Here is a 21,091-nt window from a genome sequence, read left to right on the forward strand (position 1 = left end):
TCCCTGTGCTTTTGTGAAAGCACCGAATATCTCTACTGCTAGACATAGAATAAAGATTTTTGGGGATAATATGTACTTGAGGGAACACATTGTCAACCTAGGCTACTTTACTCGATAGATAGTTCAAGATTGGAGGCAAATAAATCTGTGCCATTATCGGCAATCAAAATTCCTTCGTACTTCCCTTTCGGGAGTCCTACAATATCTACTTCGAAGGTATTGCATTTGTCCTGGTAAATTCTTCTAGACAAACTTTCAAATACCTTTATTTTTTCACCTTTGTCATTATAAATCTCTAATGAAACCTTTGTTTTAGCCGAAAAACGTCCTTCATTTTTGAGTGAGACAATTACCTGACTATTTGAAGCCTGCTGTTTTTTAGCATTATAGCGAACATCCAAGAAAGATAATTTCGGGCTTTCAAAGGCGCCTTTGTTCGCAATGACCTGAATAGCGTATCTCACCTTTGAGTTGATACTTACCCCCGAAGGGTCGTTACTAGTAATAGGGTCGGCAGCCTCAATCATGATAACCGACCAGTAACTTCCATTTGGAGAGCTTTGTGGCAATGCTACCGAATAGGGCAAATCAAATTCTTCTTTAGGCGCGAGTATTTTCTCAGATAATGGCGTTGTGAGATAACGTGCTAACGAATACGAGTGTGTTGGTGTGTTGGCAAAATTAGATTCCTGACCACAAGCAAGTAAATACTCTTGTTTATAAAATAGCACTTTTATTGGAGTCTCGGCATCATTTTTTAGTTTTATGACTCCTTTTACTTGAGCAGATTCTCCCAAAATGGCGTGTTCATGGGTGAGTCCGTTCAAAATTAAAATATTTGAAAATCCAGTTAAGGAAGAGAAAATAATCGCCCAGCACAAAGCCCACTTAATGAGTTGATTCATAAGCATAATAAATTAACACGGGTACGGAATGTCAACCGTATCTTAAAGAATAAGCTGTGATCTAGCAGGCTTCCTATCTTTAAGATACGGGTAATTGAATGTCAAAGAGTTTAGATACTTTTAGTTATCAGCTAAAGTGTATGTCACTGTGATACTTGATGTTCCAGAACGAATGTTTTGATACGCTGAAGCACTTGTAGTCGCAATGCTATACGTTAAATTACTACCATCTGTAGATCCTGTTCCTGTTGCACAACTTGTGATACCAGTAATAATGTCGGTAGCAGTTGTTCCCAACGAAGAGATTGTACTGCCTGTACCACCAGCACCTTGCAAATTGGTTGCACCAGGGTTTGCTGCGGTTACTGCGATAGTCAAACCAGCAACAGTTGCAGATGCCTGTACTGAAATTTTACGACCAGTTGCAGGAGCAGTCATAATAGAACTATACTGCAAATACAGAGAAGTATTATTAGTAGGTGCTACAATAGGATCACCAGCGGTACTTGGTGCGGTAAAGTCCATCGTGATATTTTTGCTGGCTGTAGGTGCAATTCTTAGCATGGTAACGGCAGGAATCGTAATACCTATGGTATGTGAGTCGGTTTGGCCAACGACTTCGATTTTAGAAAGCAAGAAAAGTACTAAAGCGGATAAGAAGAAAACACGTTGTTTCATGGCTACTTGGTTTTAAATTGTGAAAAATCATTTGCTTGACGGCGCTTTAAACTTGAGACATTTACAGCTAGGTGTGATGAGTGCTATAATGCGGTTTAAATGACTTTATTGAGGTGGGAGAGATAGTATGGAGACGGTTGTCGAAATAAATATTTGAGTTTAATAATCAGCATAGTTTTAAATAGGTAAAATAACCGTATTGTCTTGAATTTAAAGGAGTTAATGTGGAATTGTAAGCAGTAATTATGCCAATTACCTATTTGAAAACCTTGAATTACACGAACGCAGTAGTATTGAAATGGACTTTCAAATGGAAAAACAATCACAAGAAAAGAATGTGGAATTGTAGATGATTAAATTGCTGATATTTAAGTAATTGCGGATTGCGTATTTTTGAGTGAATAGAGGAAATGTAAAGAAGTTGAAATGTATTTTTGGGACGAACGACGTATAGAGTAGAAAAAGTGTAGTTGAGAATAGTAACTATACAAAAAAGAGAACTGCTTTAGTTCTCTTTTTTTGTACTTGACATCTTATTTGCCTCTTTCGTTATAGATTTTTTGTAGTTTCGAACCTACAACTGCTGCTAGCACAAAAAGAACGATAAAGAATAAAGCTCCTGAAACACCCATGGTATTTATATTTTAGATTTATGAAAATGAACAGTCAGTTTTGATGCCACAAAGATAAAATTCAAAACCGAAAGATTCATATATTAACTGCTAAACTTTGGGTAGTTTTTTGTTAAGTCAAAAAAACAAAGTTATCCGAACGGATATTTTATGAACTTAACTATAAAACTCCTTTAGTTGATGGAAGAATATCCAAGTCCTTAATTTCTCTTTTAGTTGCCATTTTGATGGCTTTAGCAAAGGCTTTGAAGGTAGCTTCGATTTTGTGATGCTCATTGTCTGCTTCTGCTTTGATATTCAGATTACACTTAGCAGTATCAGTAAATGATTTAAAGAAATGGAAGAACATTTCTGTTGGAACGTCCCCAATTTTCTCGCGAGAATATTTTGCATCCCATACCATCCAGTTACGTCCAGAGAAGTCGATCGCAGCGTGTACGAGCGCTTCGTCCATTGGTAATAAGAAATAACCATAACGAGCAATACCTTTTTTGTCACCCAAAGCTTTCAAGTAAGCTTCGCCAAGGGCAAGTGCTGTATCTTCAACAGTATGGTGCTCGTCGATATGTAAATCACCTATAACTTTTACCTTCAAATCTGCCCCAGAGTGTTTTGCCAACTGGTCAAGCATATGGTCAAAAAAGCCTAAGCCTGTTTCGATTTGTGATTTTCCCTTACCATCTAGGTTCAATTCAACCCAAATTTGAGTTTCTTTTGTGATACGCTCAACCGACGCTTTACGTTCAGGTAAACGTAAAAACTCATAAATGGTATCCCAATCAGCCGAAATCAAAGCTGTAGCTTCTGTATGTTCTGGTTGCTCAATGGCTTTTTCTCCTAAATAAATAGCTTTTGCTCCAAGATTAATCGCCAATTGAATATCTGTCAAGCGGTCTCCCAATACATAAGAGTTGGCCAAATCGTATTGAGTGCTATCAAAATACTTAGTCAACATTCCCGTCGAAGGCTTGCGAGTAGGCGCATTTTCATGTTCAAATGTACGGTCGATATGTACGTCTGCAAAAATGATGTTTTCACCTGTAAGGGTATCCATCATTTTGTTGTGAGCAGGCCAAAACGTATCCTCTGGGAAAGAGTCGGTTCCTAAACCATCTTGATTGGTCACCATAACCAATTCATAGTCAGTTTCCTCAGCAATTTTGCGAAGATTAGAGATGGCTTTAGGTAAAAAAGCTAATTTTTCTAATGAATCAACTTGAAAATCAACAGGAGGTTCTTGAATGATAGTACCGTCACGGTCGATAAATAAAACTTTTTTCATTGTTTTTGTGATTACGTCTGAGGATAGCATTTTTGGAGGTAAAATTTGAGCTATCCTTTTTGTATGGAGTCACAAAGTTAAGGTTCATGTTTTGGTAATTAAATTTTTTTAGAAGAATTTCATTTTTTTAACATCTATTTTGCATTAAACAAGTCAACAAGGGCGTTGATAAAATGATTTGATAAGATATTGGAAAATATGCGCCAAATATCAAGGAAGGATTGTATTTTTGAGCAAAAAAATGGAGTTGTTGTGTACCGTAACATACAAACAGTGCCTATTGCTTATCTAAAATCTCGATAGAATAATCTTAAAACATTTGATATGAATTTAATTGTAGAGTTGAAAGAGTTATTAGGAGGGGACATCAGTGTAAAAGCTGCCTCGCTAGTAGGTGAAAAAGAAGACAAAGTAAAGTTGGCGATAGAGGGGCTTGTACCAACCATTATTGGTGGTATCATGAAAAGAGCAACGAATGAGGCTGGCGCTACTACGCTTATGAACGTAATCCAAAAAGGAGGTCACGATGGGGCTATTCTTTCTGAAATTTCAAGTGTTGTACAAGATCGTGAAAGTTTTGCCAAAGTTGTTGAGAAAGGCCATAGTTTGGTAAGCATGTTGCTACCTGATAAGAAAAGCTCAATCGCAACCTTGATTTCACAGTTTGCAGGTGTTCGTAATTCTACGGCTACTTCATTATTAGCTTTTGTGATGCCTGTGGTTATTGGCAGATTAGGCAAAATTGTTGCGAATCAAAATGCAGATAAGAGTACTCTAGCCAACAATGTACTCGAATTGAAGAGTTATCTATTAGGTGAAACACCAGAAAATCTTCAAGTAAAAATGATTGATGTGCTAGGTTTGGCAACATTCATGAGCCAAGAGTTAAAACCTGTACAGTTTGCGTCAGGTGCTCCTTTGCGTTCTCCGGGTGTTCCTGCTCCAACAGCTCCCAAAATCTCTGATGATAGAGATAAGGTTGTTACTTATTCTAGCAAAAATTATGATTCGGAAGACGAGGAACGTCAACCTCTTCCAAAATGGGTTTTCCCTGCTAGTATTATAGCTTTGGTGGTAGCGGTTGCTGCCTATTTCTTAGTAAATTATGACTGGCAATCAACATTTGCCAGTACTACTGATGAAGTAGATAGCACTCAGGTGGAACAAGTAACAGGTGCTGAAATTGACACAACGGCTTTGCCTAAGGATACAGCTGTAGCAAAAATTGATTCATCAAACACTGCTGCTGAAGTTAAATTGACTGGAATTGCATTGCCTAATGGTCAAACTATCGAAACACTACCGGGGTCATTTGTAGAGCGCTTTACCAAATATGTAGCAGATACCGCAAGCCGCCCATCACAAGTGTTCGTACTTGAGAATGTTGCATTTGAAGGTAATACAGCCAATTTGGTAACTGGTGGAGAAAAGAATATCCAAGATCTAGCAAAAATCATGACGGCTTATCCGAAGGTTCAAGTAAAGATTACTAGTCATACAGACAATACTGGCGATACTCTTCAGAATAAAACAATGTCACGTAAGCGTGCGTTTGCTATCCGTAATATGTTGGTTACTAACGGTATTAGTGCTATCCGTATCGACTTTGATGGCAAAGGTCCATTTGTTCCTGTGGCATCAAATACCACTGAAGAAGGTAAAGCAAAAAACAGAAGAATTGAGGTGAAAGTAGTGAAGAAATAGTATGCTTATCTCATTGAGTGATTGGAGATTGAGTGCAAGAGTGATTAGGTTAAAATTAATATACTCAAATTGAGACGAAATATTTAGCGTCTAAAGCTAAGTAAAACTAAAAAGGGTTCGAAAATAATTTTCGAACCCTTTTTAGTTTTACTGCAATACTGGATGACCTATATTTGGACGCAAAATATTGCATCTCAACGGGTAAAAAATAATCACTCAATCAAAACTCACTCAATAAGCACTATCTCATAGCAGTACGATTGGCTTTCCATTGGCTTTTTACCAATTGTCCACCAGTACTTTCTTGACTTGGCGTTGCTTTTTTATGAAGAATCAAATGTGCTGCCAATGCTGCTGCAATAGCTTCTTCATCTGCATCTGGCGCAGTATCCAAAACCTCAGGCGTATAATATAGACTGATAAAACGTGTATCGAATTGCCCAGAAAGAAACGCTTCATGACGCAATACAAATTTGCAAAATGGAAGTGTTGTTTGAATTCCTGTAATTTGATATTCATCAATCGCACGAATCATTTTGTCTATAGCCTCATTGCGGTCTTTTCCGTAAGTAATCAACTTAGCAATCATTGGGTCATAATAGATAGGAATAGCCATTCCTTGTTCCATACCATCGTCTACACGCACGCCATTGCCTTGTGGGCGTACATAAGTCGTAAGTGTACCCACATCTGGTAAAAAGTTATTGCGAGGATCTTCTGCACAAACTCTACATTCAACTGCATGACCATTAATTGTTAGATCTTCTTGTTTGAATGAAATAGGATGCCCCTCAGCAATCAAAATCATTTCTTTTACTAAATCTACGCCTGTAATTTGTTCTGTCACAGGGTGTTCTACCTGTAGGCGAGTATTCATTTCTAAGAAATAGAAATCTAACTTTTCATCTACAATAAATTCTACTGTACCTGCACCATAATAATTACAAGCACGAGCTACATCTACTGCACATTGACCCATTGCTGCACGAATTTCGGGTGTTAATACAGCCGAAGGTGCTTCTTCTACTACCTTTTGGTGACGACGTTGCACAGAACACTCTCTTTCAAAAAGGTGAACAATATTGCCATGCTTATCGCCTAATACTTGAATCTCGATATGTTTAGGTGAAGTGATATATTTTTCTACGAAAACAGCCCCATTTCCAAAAGATGCAATAGCTTCGGATACGGCGCGATCCATTTGTTCGTCAAACTCTTCTTCATTTTCTACTACACGCATACCCTTACCGCCACCACCAGCAGATGCCTTGATGAGGACTGGATAACCAATGTCTTTCGATTTTTGCTTAGCAACTTCACGGTCGGTCACGGCATCTGGTGTGCCTGGGACCATGGGAATATTATATTTAGCAACTGCGTGTTTCGAAGAAAGTTTGTCACCCATCACCTCAATACTCTCAGGCGACGGACCAATAAAAATGATGCCTGCATCTGTCACTTTTTTACAAAAGGCTGCATTTTCAGACAAGAATCCATAACCTGGGTGAATAGCGTCAACGTTCAAATCTTTACAAATTTGAATGATTTTATCACCTAATAAATACGATTGATTGGATGGGGGAGGCCCTACACAAACAGCTTCATCGGCAAATTTTACATGTGGTGCCAAACGATCGGCCTCCGAATAGATAGCAACAGTTTTGATACCCATTTCACGAGCAGTACGCATCACACGCAAAGCAATTTCGCCACGGTTGGCAACGAGGAGCTTATGAATTTTTTTCATTGATTGGTTTCTTCGATTTTGTTTTGTTGTTACTAATGTATTAATGCAGAATGATAAGTTGAGAATATAATTTTTTAATTATCAGTATTTTATATTTAAAATAGATTAAATTTTATCTTACTTTATTACGCATTAGACTGTAAGATGTAGGCATTTGACATATTCCATGAGAAACCGTTTTCAACTTCATTTTACGGGATAATGCCTATAGCTTAAAGTGGGTAAAATTCATTTTGTCCACTAATTGATACTTTCGTCATTTTTATAAATGTCTTATTTTTCAACTTAAATATTCTGAGGAGGCTCAAATAAGGACTTTAATGTTTCGAGCATTGCAATAATATCATGAACAATATTGCGTGCCTTTTTCATAACTTGAGCATGTTGTTTTTCTAATGATTTTTCATCAAAAAAACGCCATAAATATAGCAAATCATCAAACTGATAAGCGAAATCATCAATTCGATAAAGCGTAAATCTATCCTCCTTTTCGTAGGCTTTGTAGATGGCCAAATAGAAGGCGCCATCCTTCAAAACACTTTTAACCATATTCTGGCTAAAATCCTGCGGTAACTCCTGATTATCAACCAAAAAGTCTAGGATAGTGCTTTGGTCTTCGCAAATGGTAAGTTTACTATTTAGACTCATGGCTCATTTGGATTTTTCAAAGATGGATTCAACTTGAAATCTTACAATTGAAAAAGTGCTGCCTTTACCCAATTTTGATACAAGATATAAAACGAATCGATAAATATGTATTTAGCGAAAAAAGTTCTTGAAATATTGCAAGTAATAACCAAATCAAGTCTTGTTATTCTTTGTTTAATACAATATTTGGCAGTTAAAAAATAAAGAATTAACTTTGAGATTATTTTAAGATTTTCACTGCACATATTACGCTAATATATTAGGCAGAAAAACTTGTTGCTTTGAAAATAATTGACACTATTCATAAATCTAAAACGCAGATATAAAGTGGATATTTTTGAGAAAGTCGTAAACAACATGGGGCCGTTAGGTTCTTACCACAAAATTGGCCACCACTATTTTTCATTCCCTAAATTGACTGGCGAATTAGGCCCTTATATGAACTTCAATGGCAAGCGTATGCTTAACTGGTCATTGAACAACTACCTTGGTTTAGCTAACCATCCAGAAGTTCGTGAGGCAGATGCACAAGCTTCTGCAGATTATGGCTTGGCTTATCCAATGGGTGCTCGTATGATGTCGGGTAACTCTGATTTGCATGAGGAGTTTGAGCGTCAATTAGCTGAATTTGTAGGTAAAGAAGATGCATTCTTGTTGAATTACGGCTATCAAGGTGTAATGTCTATTATTGAATGTATGGTTGACCACCGTGACATTATTGTCTACGATGCAGAATGCCATGCTTGTTTGATTGATGGTATCCGTTTGCATAAAGCTAAAATGGGTGCTTACTATAAGTTCAATCACAACGATATGGGCTCATTGCGTAAAAACCTTGAGCGTGCTACTAAGAAGGTTGCAGAAACTGGCGGTGGTATCTTAGTTATAACAGAAGGTGTGTTTGGTATGTCGGGTAAAGTAGGTTCTTTGGACGAAATCGTTGCATTGAAAAGCGATTTTAACTTCAGAATCTTAGTAGATGATGCTCACGGATTTGGTACAATGGGTGAAAATGGTCGTGGTGTTCACGAACATTTGAACTGTATCGAAGGTATTGATTTGTACTTCTCAACATTTGCAAAATCAATGGCTGCTATCGGCGGTTTCGTTGCTGCTCCGAAAGACATTATTATGTTCTTGAAATATAATATGCGTTCTCAAACTTATGCAAAAGCACTTCCTATGCCATATGTAATTGGCGGTATGAAGCGTTTGGAGTTGATTAAGAAACATCCAGAGTTGCGTGAGAAATTATGGGAAAACGTACGTGCTTTACAAGATGGTTTCCGCAAAAGAGGTTTTGACATTGGTGATACTACATCTCCTGTTACTCCAGTATTTTTGCACGGTGAATACGATGTACTTACAGCAACGTCTTTGATTAAGGATTTGCGTGAAAATATGGGTATCTTCTGTTCAATCGTAGTATATCCTGTAGTACCAAAAGGACAGATTATGTTGCGTATTATTCCTACTTCAGCACACTCGTTGGAGGACGTTGAGTACACAATGAACCAGTTTGAAATTGTACAAAAAAGATTGGCTGATGGCTTCTATAAGGCACAAGCTGAGCAGTTTAAATCAGTATTAGCATAATTTTAATACGATTTTGTGCTTTTTTCATGCTTTTTTTGATAAAAGAATTTGCATCATGTTGGAAATTGACTATATTTCGGTCGTAAAAAATGCCTACAGGCTTCATATGAGGCTTTTTTAACCATTTATCCAACCTAAATCCAATTACAAATATGAGCAGATTCTCAGAAGTAAAAGACTTGATTTTGTCATTAGAGGGTGACTTCGAAAAGTTCTATGAAAAAGGCAATCAAGCTGCTGGAACTCGTGTAAGAGGTGGCATGCAAGCATTAAAAACTTTGGCTCAAGAGATTCGTACTGAAATCCAAAACAAGAAAAACCAAAGTGAATAATTCAGGCAAATAAAAAAGGCTAGCAATTTCGATTGCTAGCCTTTTGCTTTTATAACATCTTTGGAAAGACAGATCTTATCTTATACTGACACTTATTAGAACTGTTCTGCATTCATAATCGTAGCCATACCATCTGTAGTTTTCTTGTTGGTAGCAACATCGAATATTTCACATTTGACTTCCGCTATGTGTTTCTTCTCATCAATATTTACTACGGTAAAAACTGCTTCATAATCCGTGTCGACAAACATGGGGCGCTTAAATTCGGAAACTTGTTTTAAATAAACACTTCCAAAACCAGGAAATTCCGTACCCATTACTTTAGAAAAAATACTCGAAGCTAATGCGCCATGAATAATTGGGCGCTTGAATGGAGTAGTAGCTGCAAATTCAGCATCTAAGTGAAGAGGGTTGTGGTCACCAGATACTTTTGCAAATAAAATTACGTCATCTTGCGTGAATGAAAACTTATGACGATGTACTGTATTGAGTGCAATCATGAATGAAAAGATTTTTTGAATGAAATAGTGCCCATTTAATGGTAGCTTCATTTCTTATTTTTGTGCAAATATACTTCTAGTATTTTGATTTTAGTAACAATAATCTATTGCTGACAGGTAATCTCTTTGCGGATTCAACTCAAAGGTTTTACTATTAAATAATTGAGCAGATTTAGATTTGCGCTTTGTGTTGAAGGCATAAGGCAACAGGCACAAGGCAAAGAGTGTTAAAATATTTTTTAGTAACGATGGATATATTTTTGCCGATTGCCGAGAGCTGAAAGCCGTAAGCTCAAAAATTTAAGATTGTTTTTGGGGCTTTCAGGTAACGGCTTTCGGCGGTGAGCTTGGGGTAAAATGCATGTCTTTGGTCGTTAAAATATTTTTTAGTAACAATAGATATATTTTGCTGAAAGCTGATACCTGTAAGCCGAAAGCCCCCTACGATGAGTGATCTGCAATGATGACCCATTCTCCTTTAATTTTTTGCCATGTTAGGGTAAAATGCCCACCAATATCACCCTTTTCTGGACGAGTCAAGGCCCATTTTCCTACTAACAAGCAATTTTTTGGTCCTAGAAAATTTACCTTAATGATGGTGAACTTAAGCGTCCCCATGCTGGCTTTGTCAGGATAGTTTTTCTGATAGCTTGCCAAGGTTTTTTGATAACCGTACGTAACACCACTTTTACCGATATACATCAAAGAGTCGGATTCCCAATAGCCTTTCATAAAAGCAACCACATCGCCACGATTCCAAGCTTGGTTTTGTTTGTCTAAGATTTCTAGAATTTTTTGACGGTCTTGATTAGTTTGTGAGAAACTGATAAAACCGCATAAGCAAAATAATACGGAAAATATGAAGCCTTTTGTCATGTGAAATAGATAAAATTAGGGTGCTAAATATGAGATTTATCCAAATAGATAGAATACATCCCTCCAAAATTTTGTAGTTTTGAATTCTTATCAATTCAGCTCAAATAAAGATAATTATTTTTATGAAATTCAAAGAATTTGTAGATAAATATAAAGACTACTATTTGGTAGATGGCCTTATGTATCTTTCTTTTATTATAATGATTATCTTGATGTTTGTGTTTTTCAGTTAGTACCTGCGTTTCGCAACTCAACCATAGAAATACGCTTCCAACAGATTTTGGGTGATTGATTAAAACACTTATAAATTATAGATCGGGCGTATGTCTTGTAAACTTACATAATAATATGATTTGGTTTGTTTTAAATCCTAAGTCTGGAACCACAACCCCAGCAAAGAGAAATAAAATAATTCAAGCTATCAACAAACAGGCAAATTGTAGATTAATCTTAACAGAATATGCAGGTCATGCAACCGAAATTGCTCAACAGGCCGTTCAGCAGGGTATTAGCCGTGTTGTAGCAGTCGGTGGCGACGGTACAGTCAACGAAGTAGCTCGTGGACTGGTGGGTTCGGACACTGCGCTTGGTATCATTCCAATTGGTTCTGGCAATGGCTTAGCTCGTCACCTGAATATACCGTTAAAAATTGATAAAGCGATTCAGTTTGCTATTCAGCAACCTACTGCCCAAATAGATGCTTGTTATTTGAATGAAATTCCCTTTTTCTGTACTGCAGGAGTTGGGTTTGATGCTTTTGTGGCAAATGAGTTTGCACAACAGGATTCAAGAGGATTGAAAACTTATGCTAAAATGTCACTTAAGTCATTTCGAACCTATAAGCCTGAAGCTTATATAATTTCGCACCAAGGAAAAGACTATGCAAAAATGGCTTTTTCCATCACGTTTGCCAACGCTACCCAGTACGGTAATAATGCCCTGATTTCTCCAAAATCTAAGATTGATGATGGTTTAATCGACTTAGTTATATTGAAGCCTTTCCCTTTTGGCGCAGCTCCGATTATTGGTGTACGTTTGTTTAGAGGAACATTGCCTAACTCTCGTTACATTGATATGGAGGTTTCGGAAGACTATGTGCTCAAGTCAGAAAAACCTTTATTGATTCACTTTGATGGCGAACCTTTACAGCTAGATACCAACGAGATTCGTGTATATATCAAACCAAAATCGCTAAAAGTAGTGGCTGGGGTAGTGGAGTAGAGTAATTTCATTTTAATAGATTCTTTAATAATATGAATTTTCAATCGTTAGTAGCCTCTATCCATAACACTAATAGATATTTGCAGCAGCAGTCTATTAAGGCTGTTAATATTCATATTACGCTTCGAAATTGGCTTGTAGGCTTTTATATTGTAGAGTTTGAACAAAAAGGAGAAGATAGAGCCTCTTATGGGAGCCAGTTACTTCACAATTTAGCAGCTATCTTACAAATCAAAGGGCTTACTGCTCCTGAACTATCTAGGTGTAGGCAATTTTATCATACATATCCTCAGTTTAGTTTACTTTTACCAACTCGGATTTCTAATGTTTTTTCTATAAAACCAGAATCACCGATATTTGATTCTGAACTGAATTTCATTAAAAATGAAATTTTTGGGTTATCAACCCAAAAATCTGCAAACATAAAGGAAGAAAGAGAAATTGGGTATATAAAAGAAATATTTAGGACAATATCCTACTCACATTTCACTGAGCTGATTAAAATTGAAGATGAAATAAAGAGACAATTTTACGAGCTATTAGTTTTAAAAACACAAGTTTCCGTAAAAGAGCTAAAGCGACAAATCACAACGTTAACATACGAAAGATTAGGTTTTTCAGAGAATAAAGAAAAAGCATTTGAAGTAGTAAAAAACAAAATAGCACCTCAAAATAGAGAAGATCTTGTCAAATCACATTATTTCTTTGAATTTTTAAATATTTCACAACCACATCTTATTGAAGAAACTGAACTAGAGCAGGCGTTAATTGAACATTTGCAAATGTTTATGTTAGAATTGGGGATAGGATTTTGCTTTGAAGCTCGACAGAAAAGAATTTTAATAGGAGATGAATATTATTTCATAGATTTAGTATTCTATCATAGGATTTTAAAATGTCATGTTTTAATAGAATTAAAGAGTGAAAAAGCAAAACATGAACATATTGGTCAGCTCAAAACGTATTTGAATTATTATAAAAAAAATTTTCAAGATAGTAACGATAACCCCCCTGTAGGAATATTATTGGTTACAGATCAAAATAAAGCATTGGTGGAATATGCAATTGCTGATACAGATAAAGATATTTTTGTTAGTAAGTATATATTACAGTTGCCCAATAAAGAAAAGTTGGAAAGCTTTGTTAATAATGAATTAAAAAAACTGGTACTCTAACTCAATAGGAATCATTTACCATGTCAAAAAATAAAAAAATACCATTAGGAGTTGTCTATTCTACAAATCCTGATTTTGAATATGAATTTGAGGAAAAAGAAGTGGCGGAAACACTTCCTCCTAATCAACAAAATTTAAAGGCTTTATTAGATAAAAAGGCTCGTGCAGGTAAACAAGTCACACTCGTTACGGGCTTTGTAGGTAATGAAGAAGACTTGAATACTTTGGGAAAAAAACTCAAAAACCTTTGCGGTTGCGGAGGCTCTGTGAAAGATGGAGAAATTATCCTACAGGGTGATTTTAGGGAGAAGGTTGTCACTTGGCTAATACAACAAGGTTATAAGGCTAAAAAGGTATAAGAACTTTACTATTGAGTGAATGATGATTTAGTAAATTTCTTTATGAAATAATCACTCAACCACTAAATCATCATTCACTCAATTAGTAATGTCTCATAAAAATGAACTAGTCCATCAATTCTTTCAAAATCTTTTGTGCTGCAATTGATATAATGGTACCAGGGCCAAAAACTCCTTTTACACCTGATTCATACAAAAAAGTATAGTCTTGCGCAGGAATAACTCCTCCCGCAATTACCATAATATCTTCACGACCAAGTTTTTTCAATTCATTAATAAGCTCCGGAACAAGCGTTTTGTGTCCAGCAGCCAAGCTAGATGCACCAACCACATGGACGTCGTTTTCGACAGCCTGTTTGGCTACTTCTTCTGGTGTTTGGAATAGTGGGGTAATGTCCACATCAAAACCTAAATCGGCAAAACTTGTCGCAATTACCTTAGCGCCACGGTCGTGGCCATCTTGTCCCATTTTGGCCACCATAATACGAGGTCGGCGACCTTCTAATTTGGCAAACTCGTCTGCCATTTCTTTTGCAATTCTGAAATTCTCGTCGTCTGTCACTTCTGATGAATATACGCCTGAAATTGAACGAATAATAGCTTTGTGGCGACCATATACTTTTTCTAGTGCCATGGATATTTCGCCAAGAGTGGCACGCTCGCGAGCGGCGTCTACTGCCAAAGCTAATAAGTTTCCTTGTTTGGTATTAGCGGCTTCAGTGATTTTTTCGAGTGCTTTTACTACTTTTTCATTATCACGAACAGCCTTTATTTGCTCTAATCTTTGTATCTGTGATAAACGTACTGCCTGATTATCTACCTCCAAAATCTCAATTGGGGTTTCTTCTGCCAATTTGTACTTATTTACCCCAACGATAATATCTTTTCCTGAATCTATTCTGGCTTGTTTGCGCGCTGCCGCTTCCTCAATACGCATTTTTGGCAAGCCTGTTTCGATTGCTTTTGCCATTCCGCCCAAACTTTCGACTTCTTCAATCAATGACCAAGCTTTTTTAGCCAATTCTTTGGTCAAATATTCTACATAATACGAGCCTCCCCAAGGGTCAACGACACGCGTGATATTGGTTTCATTTTGAATATACAATTGCGTATTACGAGCAATACGAGCCGAAAAGTCCGTAGGAAGTGCAATCGCTTCGTCGAGCGAGTTGGTATGTAAACTTTGGGTATGTCCCAAAGCAGCAGCCATTGCTTCTACACAAGTACGAGTAACGTTGTTGAACGGGTCTTGCTCCGTCAATGACCACCCCGACGTTTGACAGTGCGTACGCAAAGCCAAGGATTTATCATTTTTGGGATTAAACTGTTTCACAATTTTTGCCCATAGCAAACGACCCGCTCGCATTTTGGCAATTTCCATAAAATGGTTCATTCCAATAGCCCAGAAAAAGGATAGGCGAGGAGCAAAGTTGTCTACATCAAGACCCGCCGCAATACCCGTGCGAAGATATTCCAAACCATCAGCCAAGGTATATGCCAATTCCAAATCAGCGGTAGCACCTGCTTCTTGCATGTGATAGCCAGAAATAGAAATAGAATTGAATTTTGGCATCAATTGAGCGGTGTATTCAAAAATATCTGCAATGATTCTCATCGAAGGCTCTGGCGGATATATATAGGTATTGCGCACCATGAATTCTTTGAGAATATCATTTTGAATAGTACCAGACAGTTTTTCAGGATCAACGCCTTGTTCTTCTGCTGCTACAATATAAAAAGCCATTATGGGCAATACTGCGCCATTCATGGTCATCGAAACCGACATTTGGTCTAATGGAATTTGGTCGAAAAGAATTTTCATGTCTTCAACCGAATCGATTGCCACCCCTGCTTTTCCAACATCGCCTGTTACACGTGGATGGTCTGAATCATAACCTCGGTGAGTAGCGAGGTCAAATGCTACCGAAAGCCCTTTTTGTCCTGCTGCCAAGTTACGTCTGTAAAAAGCATTGGATTCTTCAGCAGTTGAAAACCCTGCATATTGACGTACAGTCCAAGGTTGTTGGACATACATAGTCGAATATGGACCTCGAAGGTAAGGAGGCAAACCAGCCGCAAATCTCAAATGCTCGGCATCGTTGAGGTCAGCTTGAGTAAAATGTACTTTTACAGGGATTCCTTCAGGTGATTTCCAGAATTTAGAAGAACTAGAAGCAATAGCCTTGACTTTTCCTTCTGGTAATTGAATATTTGAAAGGTTTGGTTTCATAAAGTCATCAAACAAAAAATTGGTTTTACAGCTTTGTTTTGTTATTTCTCAATGAGATTATTACAGAGCTTCAACAACTTCTGATAATCTTTGGGCTTTTAATAATGGTATTGTTGATGATGGAGTTTCTGTTGCTTCGTAAACAAAAGGTTTTTCATCAAATCTAAACTTGTTGACACCCACCATAACACGTTTGCCAGAAGTTGTAGCTTCCTGACGATTATTGTGATTTTGAGCAATTGTATTTTGAATGAATCCTTGCTCGAATGCTGCAATACTGCCACCTAACGAAGCCACCTCTTGAAGGAGGTTTAGTGCTTTTTGAGCTAATTCGAAAGTCAAATGCTCAATATAATAGCTTCCTGCTGATGGGTCATTTACTTTGTCAAGGTACGATTCTTCTTTCAAAATGGTTGAAATATTTCGAGCAATTCTTTTCCCAAAACTCTCTTCATTTTCGAAGGTCGAGTTATAAGCATGTAAAACTAGGGCGTTGGCACCACCAATAATAGCAGACATAGCCTCGGTTGTGGCACGAAGCATATTGGTATTGGGCGTTAAAGCAGCATCAAAATAGGTTGAAGTGTGCGCCGAAATCACAGCTGGAAATTCACTCGCTTTTTCAAAACCGTATCCTTCAGACAATACTTTTTGCCATAAATATCTTATAGCCCTAATTTTGGCAATTTCAGTAAAGTAATCTGTCCCAACGGCAATACTAAACTCAATTTTGTTCAAAATCTCTTCCAAAGATAAACCAGCCTCTGTAAGTTGATCGATATATTCTAAGGCATTGGACAATGTAAAGGCAATTTCTTGTACGCTGTTTGCACCTGCATTATGGAATACTTCACCCGAAACTAGAAGCGCTTTAAAGTGAGGATGGTTTTGTACTTTTCTAATAGATTGTGCTAGTTGGATTGTACTATCTTTTGATAACTCCCCAGCACTCATCCAAGTCGCTAAATAGTCGTCTTGTACACCACCTTTCATTTGATAAGGAATCAAAGAAGCTAAGGTTTCGAGTAGTTGTACACTTTGATTTTGTACTTTAAAAAAGACATAAATCTCCGAAAGCTTGATTTGATGTAAGAGTTTTTTGAAGTCGATAGTTGTAATATCTTTTCCTTCAAAATCAATTATCACGCTATCTGCTCCCCATTCGATAGCCTCTAGAATATGCTGATTTGTTGCTTTTTCGCTTGAAAGAATGATTTTCTCACGATTATGCCATGCGGCCATAGCCGTATTTTTTTGCGCACTTTGGATCAAATCTACAGGAATAGAAGATAAGTCTTCATGATTGTAATAAGGCTCAATATGCAAGTCGCCTTCGGCTTGCCAAATCAGCGTTTGATCAAAGTCTTTTCCTTTAAGGTCTTTGATTGCTTGATTTTTCCAAACCTCTTTAGAATGAGGTTGAAAGTCTTCAAAGAGTGATGCTGCCATATTGAAAATGGATTTCAAATAATTTAATTTTTCAAAGTTGAACAAATGTAATGTCTTAGATTTATCAAACCAAAAAATCTCCAAAACTTGATATTCAAAAGGATTTTATTGTATTTTTTATAGAACAAAACTATAGTAGATATCGCTACTGAATGACTTTATTTTTGGAAGAAATAAACAGACTGAACAAGCGATAACTTATTAAACGGTTGATTAATATCCTGAAAGATAATGTGTTGTATTTTGAGTTTTTTTATAATTTAGGCTTTACTTTGTTTGATAAATACGGTAAAATCTTTCAAATAAGCAAAACCTCTGCTCAAATAAGATAGTCAAGGAGTGGAATTAAGAGAATCGTTTTGAGATTATTCGAAAAATGATTTATCTCATCCCAATAGCGTTTTCTGATGATAAAATTTACTATTTTTGTGGCTTGATTTGGCACAAGACAAGTCATTGCTTTTTACAAAAAAGTTAAATGCTTAACTTCCAGAGGTTTGTGTATAGAACATCTGATTTCGCCATTATTTTAAAAATTTACCCCAACCATGCAAACCGAAACAAGGCAAGTGTGGGCTAAGTGCCTCGAAATTATTCGTCAAGAAGTCAACGAACAGAGCTTCAAGACGTGGTTCGAACCCATAGTTCCTCTTCGAATTCAACATAACACATTAACCATACAAGTCCCGAGCCAGTTTTTTTATGAATGGCTTGAGGAAAATTATGTACATGCCTTACGCAAAGCTATTGATTATACTTTGGGTCGTCAGGGTATGCTCGAATATTCAATTATCGTTGACAAAGGTGATCGTAAAAATCCTCCTATCGCCTTAAATGTACCAAATCAGAAAAGTACCACACCACCACCCGTACAAAGACGTCCAGAGCCAACAATTTATGAAAGTCCATTTCAATTAAAGGATTTAGATTCTTTGGAGTTGGATTCTTACTTGAATCCACATTATGCCTTTGATAATTTTGTAGAAGGAGACTGTAACCGTTTGGGACGCTCAGCAGGTTTGGCTGTGGCACAACGCCCTGGTGTTACGTCATTTAACCCTTTGATGATTTATGGTGGAGTAGGTTTGGGAAAAACACACTTGATTCAAGCAATTGGAAATTATATCAAAAGCACACAATCAAACAAATTTGTATTGTATGTGTCTTCTGAAAAATTTGTCAATCAATTCATCAATGCGATTCGTAATAATACCTTGCAGGCATTTACGAATTTTTACATGCAAATTGATGTATTGATATTGGATGACGTTCAGTTTTTGGCAGGAAAAGAAAAAACGCAAGAGTCGTTTTTCCACATATTTAACCACTTGCACCAATCAGGTAAGCAAATTATTATGTCTTCTGACCGCCCTCCACGTGATTTGGCGGGTATGCAAGACCGTTTGCTTTCACGTTTTAAGTGGGGGTTGACAGCAGATTTACAACAGCCTGATTTTGAGACCCGTATTGCTATTATTCAAAAGAAATTGCAAGCGGATGGCATTTATATCAAAGACGAGGTTATTGAATATTTGGCTCATAGTGTAGACACCAACGTGCGTGAATTGGAAGGAGTAATCGTTTCGTTGATGGCACATGCGTCGTTGAATCGTCGTGAAATTGATATGGATTTGGCTCGTACTACTTTGAAGAACATCGTAGTCGATAATGAAAAAGAAATTACGGTAGATAATATTTTTGATGCGATTACTGCTCATTTTGATGTTACTATGACAGATTTGAAAGGTAAAAGTCGTAAGAAAGAAATTGTATTCCCACGTCAGGTTGCTATGTATTTGATGAAGGAGTTTACCAATTTACCTTTAAAATCTATTGGTTATCATTTTGGTGGTCGTGATCACAGTACTGTTATTCATGCCGTACAAAATATTAGCGTTTTAATCGATTCAGATAAAGATGTAGAAGGTAGAATTCAGAAATTATACAAGCATTTCAATCGCGTGAGAGTACGCGCATAAGATTGAAATTTAAAGTAATTATAAAAAGCTCATTACCTACCTTGGTAATGAGCTTTTTGTTTTAATATGATTTGGTTTTATGGGCGATTGATGATTAACTTGTTATGCAGTTAACAATATGCTTTTGAATTACTCAATAGACTCAACCTTATTAAACTTATATGATGAATACTCTCCCTTCTAAAAAATATTTTACTAAAACATTTCTATTGGTTTTTAGTATTGCCATGCTCAGTAATGGTACCAAAATTTATGCCTCAGAAGAAGCTCCTCCAGTTTTGACGGTAGAGAAATTTATGGATAACCCTAAAAAGAAGCTCAGGATCAAGTTGGTATTCAATGAGGAAGAGAAAGATTCAACTGGAAAGAAAAAAAGTGTATTTGCAAAAGTAAAAGGACTTGTAGATGCAATCATTAATTTTTCTGATAATCCTCCAGTGAGATTAAAAGTTGGATATGAAACTGACAAAACGAAAAAGCAGTAGAAGATTGACCGAAAATAAGTTTAATTCATGTCAAGAATGTTCACATATCAACTTCTTCTGCCTACATTTTCGAAAAACCTCCAATTAAAATCTCGTTGCTTTGGCTTAAATTATTAATTTTGCAGACCCATTGTATAGGCTTGAATCAATTAGCGTTGCTGATTCAAGGTTTTGGGATATGAACAAAGCCTTTTACTTAAGATATTTAGAATAAATGCAAGAGAAAATTCAAGAAATACATCAGCAGGTTGATGCTTTTGTGATTGAAAACAAAGATCAGTTAGAGGCATTCCGTATAGCGTACGTAGGGCGTAAGAGTGTTATTGGTGAGCTTTTCGATGGACTAAAAAATGTAGCAGCCGAACAGCGTAGAGAAATTGGTCAGCAATTGAATGGCCTTAAAGACTTTGCTCAAAACAAATTTAACGAGATGCAAGCCTTGCTTGAAGCTTCTTCTGAGAATGCAGTAAGTATTGAGTTTGACTTGACATTACCTGTAGTTCCTCAAGAGAACGGAACCTTACATCCATTGAGCGTAGTGCGTGCAAGAATTATCGAAATCTTTGAGAAAATGGGCTTCAATGTTTCTGACGGTCCAGAAATCGAAACAGATTTTTATAACTTTACGGCCTTGAATTTTGCAGAAAATCACCCTGCTCGTGAAATGCAAGATACTTTCTTTATTGAGAAAAAAGGTGGAAATGTAGCTGACGACGTATTGTTGCGTACGCACACTTCAAACGTACAGATTCGTTTGATGCAACAAAAACAACCTCCTTTACGCTCGATTATGCCAGGCCGTGTATATCGTAACGAAGCTATTTCGGCACGTGCTCACTGCTTGTTTCATCAAGTAGAAGGTTTGTATATTGATAAAAATGTTGGTTTTAAAGACCTGAAAGATACACTTTATCACTTTGCCAAAGAAATGTTTGGTAAGGATACCAAAGTACGTTACCGCCCTTCTTATTTTCCATTTACAGAGCCATCAGCTGAGATTGATATTTCATGTTTGATTTGTAAAGGTGTTGGCTGTAATGTTTGTAAGTACACTGGATGGGTAGAAATTGCTGGTTCGGGTATGGTAGATCCGAATGTATTAGAAAACTGTGGTATCGATTCGAAAGAATATACTGGTTTTGCTTTTGGGATGGGTATCGAACGTATCACCATGCTAAAATATGGTATTAAAGACTTAAGATTATTTACCGAGAACGACGTGCGATTCCTGCGCCAGTTTGAAGGTGTCTAAATGTCTTCAGAAAGACCTCACAGACAACTCTCTGTGAGGTC

General features: G+C 36.8%; 18 protein-coding genes. 9 read left to right on the forward strand and 9 right to left on the reverse strand.

Annotated features, from left to right (window positions below; translation table 11 throughout):
- Positions 1-107 precede the first annotated feature (107 nt).
- The 3 genes from BWI92_RS09595 to hisB all read right to left on the reverse strand — a co-directional run bounded on the left by BWI92_RS09595 (position 108) and on the right by hisB (position 3,497).
- Complete coding sequence (locus BWI92_RS09595) at positions 108-905, reverse strand: hypothetical protein (RefSeq protein ID WP_141234739.1); 798 nt, start codon at positions 903-905, stop codon at positions 108-110.
- 120 nt (positions 906-1,025) lie between these two features.
- Positions 1,026-1,583, reverse strand: a complete 558-nt coding sequence (locus BWI92_RS09600) for a hypothetical protein (RefSeq protein WP_095162433.1) — start codon at positions 1,581-1,583, stop codon at positions 1,026-1,028.
- A 792-nt stretch (positions 1,584-2,375) separates the two neighbouring features.
- A complete protein-coding gene (gene hisB, locus BWI92_RS09605) occupies positions 2,376-3,497 on the reverse strand; it encodes a bifunctional histidinol-phosphatase/imidazoleglycerol-phosphate dehydratase HisB (protein ID WP_095162435.1) in 1,122 nt (373 codons plus the stop codon).
- A gap of 324 nt (positions 3,498-3,821) precedes the next feature.
- On the opposite strand from hisB, the gene BWI92_RS09610 reads away from it, so the two are divergent.
- Positions 3,822-5,201, forward strand: coding sequence for a DUF937 domain-containing protein (locus BWI92_RS09610; RefSeq protein ID WP_095162437.1), 1,380 nt, complete (start codon positions 3,822-3,824; stop codon positions 5,199-5,201).
- A gap of 241 nt (positions 5,202-5,442) precedes the next feature.
- Here BWI92_RS09610 and accC read toward each other — a convergent pair whose 3' ends face one another.
- Both accC and BWI92_RS09620 read right to left on the reverse strand, forming a co-directional pair.
- Positions 5,443-6,948 (reverse strand): acetyl-CoA carboxylase biotin carboxylase subunit, encoded by a 1,506-nt coding sequence (gene accC / locus BWI92_RS09615; RefSeq protein ID WP_095162439.1) that lies wholly within the window; start codon positions 6,946-6,948, stop codon positions 5,443-5,445.
- Positions 6,949-7,233: 285 nt separating this feature from the next.
- Positions 7,234-7,596, reverse strand: a complete 363-nt coding sequence (locus tag BWI92_RS09620; protein ID WP_095162441.1) for a hypothetical protein — start codon at positions 7,594-7,596, stop codon at positions 7,234-7,236.
- Between the two features lie 327 nt (positions 7,597-7,923).
- Here BWI92_RS09620 and BWI92_RS09625 point away from each other — a divergent pair, with 327 nt between their 5' ends.
- Together BWI92_RS09625 and BWI92_RS09630 are read left to right on the forward strand one after the other, a co-directional pair.
- The gene (locus BWI92_RS09625) at positions 7,924-9,192 is read left to right on the forward strand and encodes a pyridoxal phosphate-dependent aminotransferase family protein (protein WP_095162443.1); all 1,269 of its coding nucleotides are present in this window, start codon (positions 7,924-7,926) and stop codon (positions 9,190-9,192) included.
- A gap of 152 nt (positions 9,193-9,344) precedes the next feature.
- Positions 9,345-9,524, forward strand: a complete 180-nt coding sequence (locus tag BWI92_RS09630) for a histone H1 (RefSeq protein ID WP_095162445.1) — start codon at positions 9,345-9,347, stop codon at positions 9,522-9,524.
- 95 nt (positions 9,525-9,619) lie between these two features.
- Here the strand turns inward: BWI92_RS09630 and BWI92_RS09635 are convergent, their stop codons facing one another.
- Positions 9,620-10,075 carry a MaoC family dehydratase gene (locus BWI92_RS09635; protein ID WP_409024745.1) on the reverse strand — a complete coding sequence of 152 codons (456 nt, stop codon included), beginning with the start codon at positions 10,073-10,075 and terminating at the stop codon, positions 9,620-9,622.
- A 390-nt stretch (positions 10,076-10,465) separates the two neighbouring features.
- Positions 10,466-10,900 (reverse strand): DUF4440 domain-containing protein, encoded by a 435-nt coding sequence (locus tag BWI92_RS09640; protein ID WP_095162447.1) that lies wholly within the window; start codon positions 10,898-10,900, stop codon positions 10,466-10,468.
- A 348-nt stretch (positions 10,901-11,248) separates the two neighbouring features.
- On the opposite strand from BWI92_RS09640, the gene BWI92_RS09645 reads away from it, so the two are divergent.
- From BWI92_RS09645 to BWI92_RS09655, 3 genes are read left to right on the forward strand one after another with little or no spacing between them, the layout of a single operon-like run.
- Entirely contained in the window at positions 11,249-12,121 is an 873-nt protein-coding gene (locus BWI92_RS09645) for a diacylglycerol kinase family protein (RefSeq protein WP_095162450.1), read from the forward strand.
- 32 nt (positions 12,122-12,153) lie between these two features.
- Complete coding sequence (locus BWI92_RS09650) at positions 12,154-13,296, forward strand: YhcG family protein (RefSeq protein ID WP_095162451.1); 1,143 nt, start codon at positions 12,154-12,156, stop codon at positions 13,294-13,296.
- A 20-nt stretch (positions 13,297-13,316) separates the two neighbouring features.
- Entirely contained in the window at positions 13,317-13,655 is a 339-nt protein-coding gene (locus tag BWI92_RS09655; protein WP_095162453.1) for a translation initiation factor, read from the forward strand.
- Between the two features lie 106 nt (positions 13,656-13,761).
- On the opposite strand, the gene scpA is transcribed toward BWI92_RS09655, so the two are convergent.
- A complete protein-coding gene (scpA, locus tag BWI92_RS09660; protein WP_095162454.1) occupies positions 13,762-15,885 on the reverse strand; it encodes a methylmalonyl-CoA mutase in 2,124 nt (707 codons plus the stop codon).
- Positions 15,886-15,945: 60 nt separating this feature from the next.
- Positions 15,946-17,334 carry a methylmalonyl-CoA mutase family protein gene (locus BWI92_RS09665; protein WP_141234740.1) on the reverse strand — a complete coding sequence of 463 codons (1,389 nt, stop codon included), beginning with the start codon at positions 17,332-17,334 and terminating at the stop codon, positions 15,946-15,948.
- 548 nt (positions 17,335-17,882) lie between these two features.
- Between BWI92_RS09665 and dnaA the strand changes: the two genes are divergently transcribed.
- From dnaA to pheS, 3 genes are all read left to right on the forward strand, one after another.
- Positions 17,883-19,313 (forward strand): chromosomal replication initiator protein DnaA, encoded by a 1,431-nt coding sequence (gene dnaA, locus BWI92_RS09670; RefSeq protein WP_095162460.1) that lies wholly within the window; start codon positions 17,883-17,885, stop codon positions 19,311-19,313.
- Positions 19,314-19,474: 161 nt separating this feature from the next.
- Complete coding sequence (locus BWI92_RS09675) at positions 19,475-19,798, forward strand: hypothetical protein (RefSeq protein ID WP_095162462.1); 324 nt, start codon at positions 19,475-19,477, stop codon at positions 19,796-19,798.
- 214 nt (positions 19,799-20,012) lie between these two features.
- On the forward strand, positions 20,013-21,050 hold the full coding sequence (pheS, locus tag BWI92_RS09680; protein ID WP_095162464.1) for a phenylalanine--tRNA ligase subunit alpha: 1,038 nt from the start codon (positions 20,013-20,015) through the stop codon (positions 21,048-21,050).
- Positions 21,051-21,091 lie beyond the last annotated feature (41 nt).

The sequence above is a fragment of the Flectobacillus sp. BAB-3569 genome (genome assembly GCF_002270355.1).
GTDB classification, from domain to species: domain Bacteria; phylum Bacteroidota; class Bacteroidia; order Cytophagales; family Spirosomataceae; genus Flectobacillus; species Flectobacillus roseus.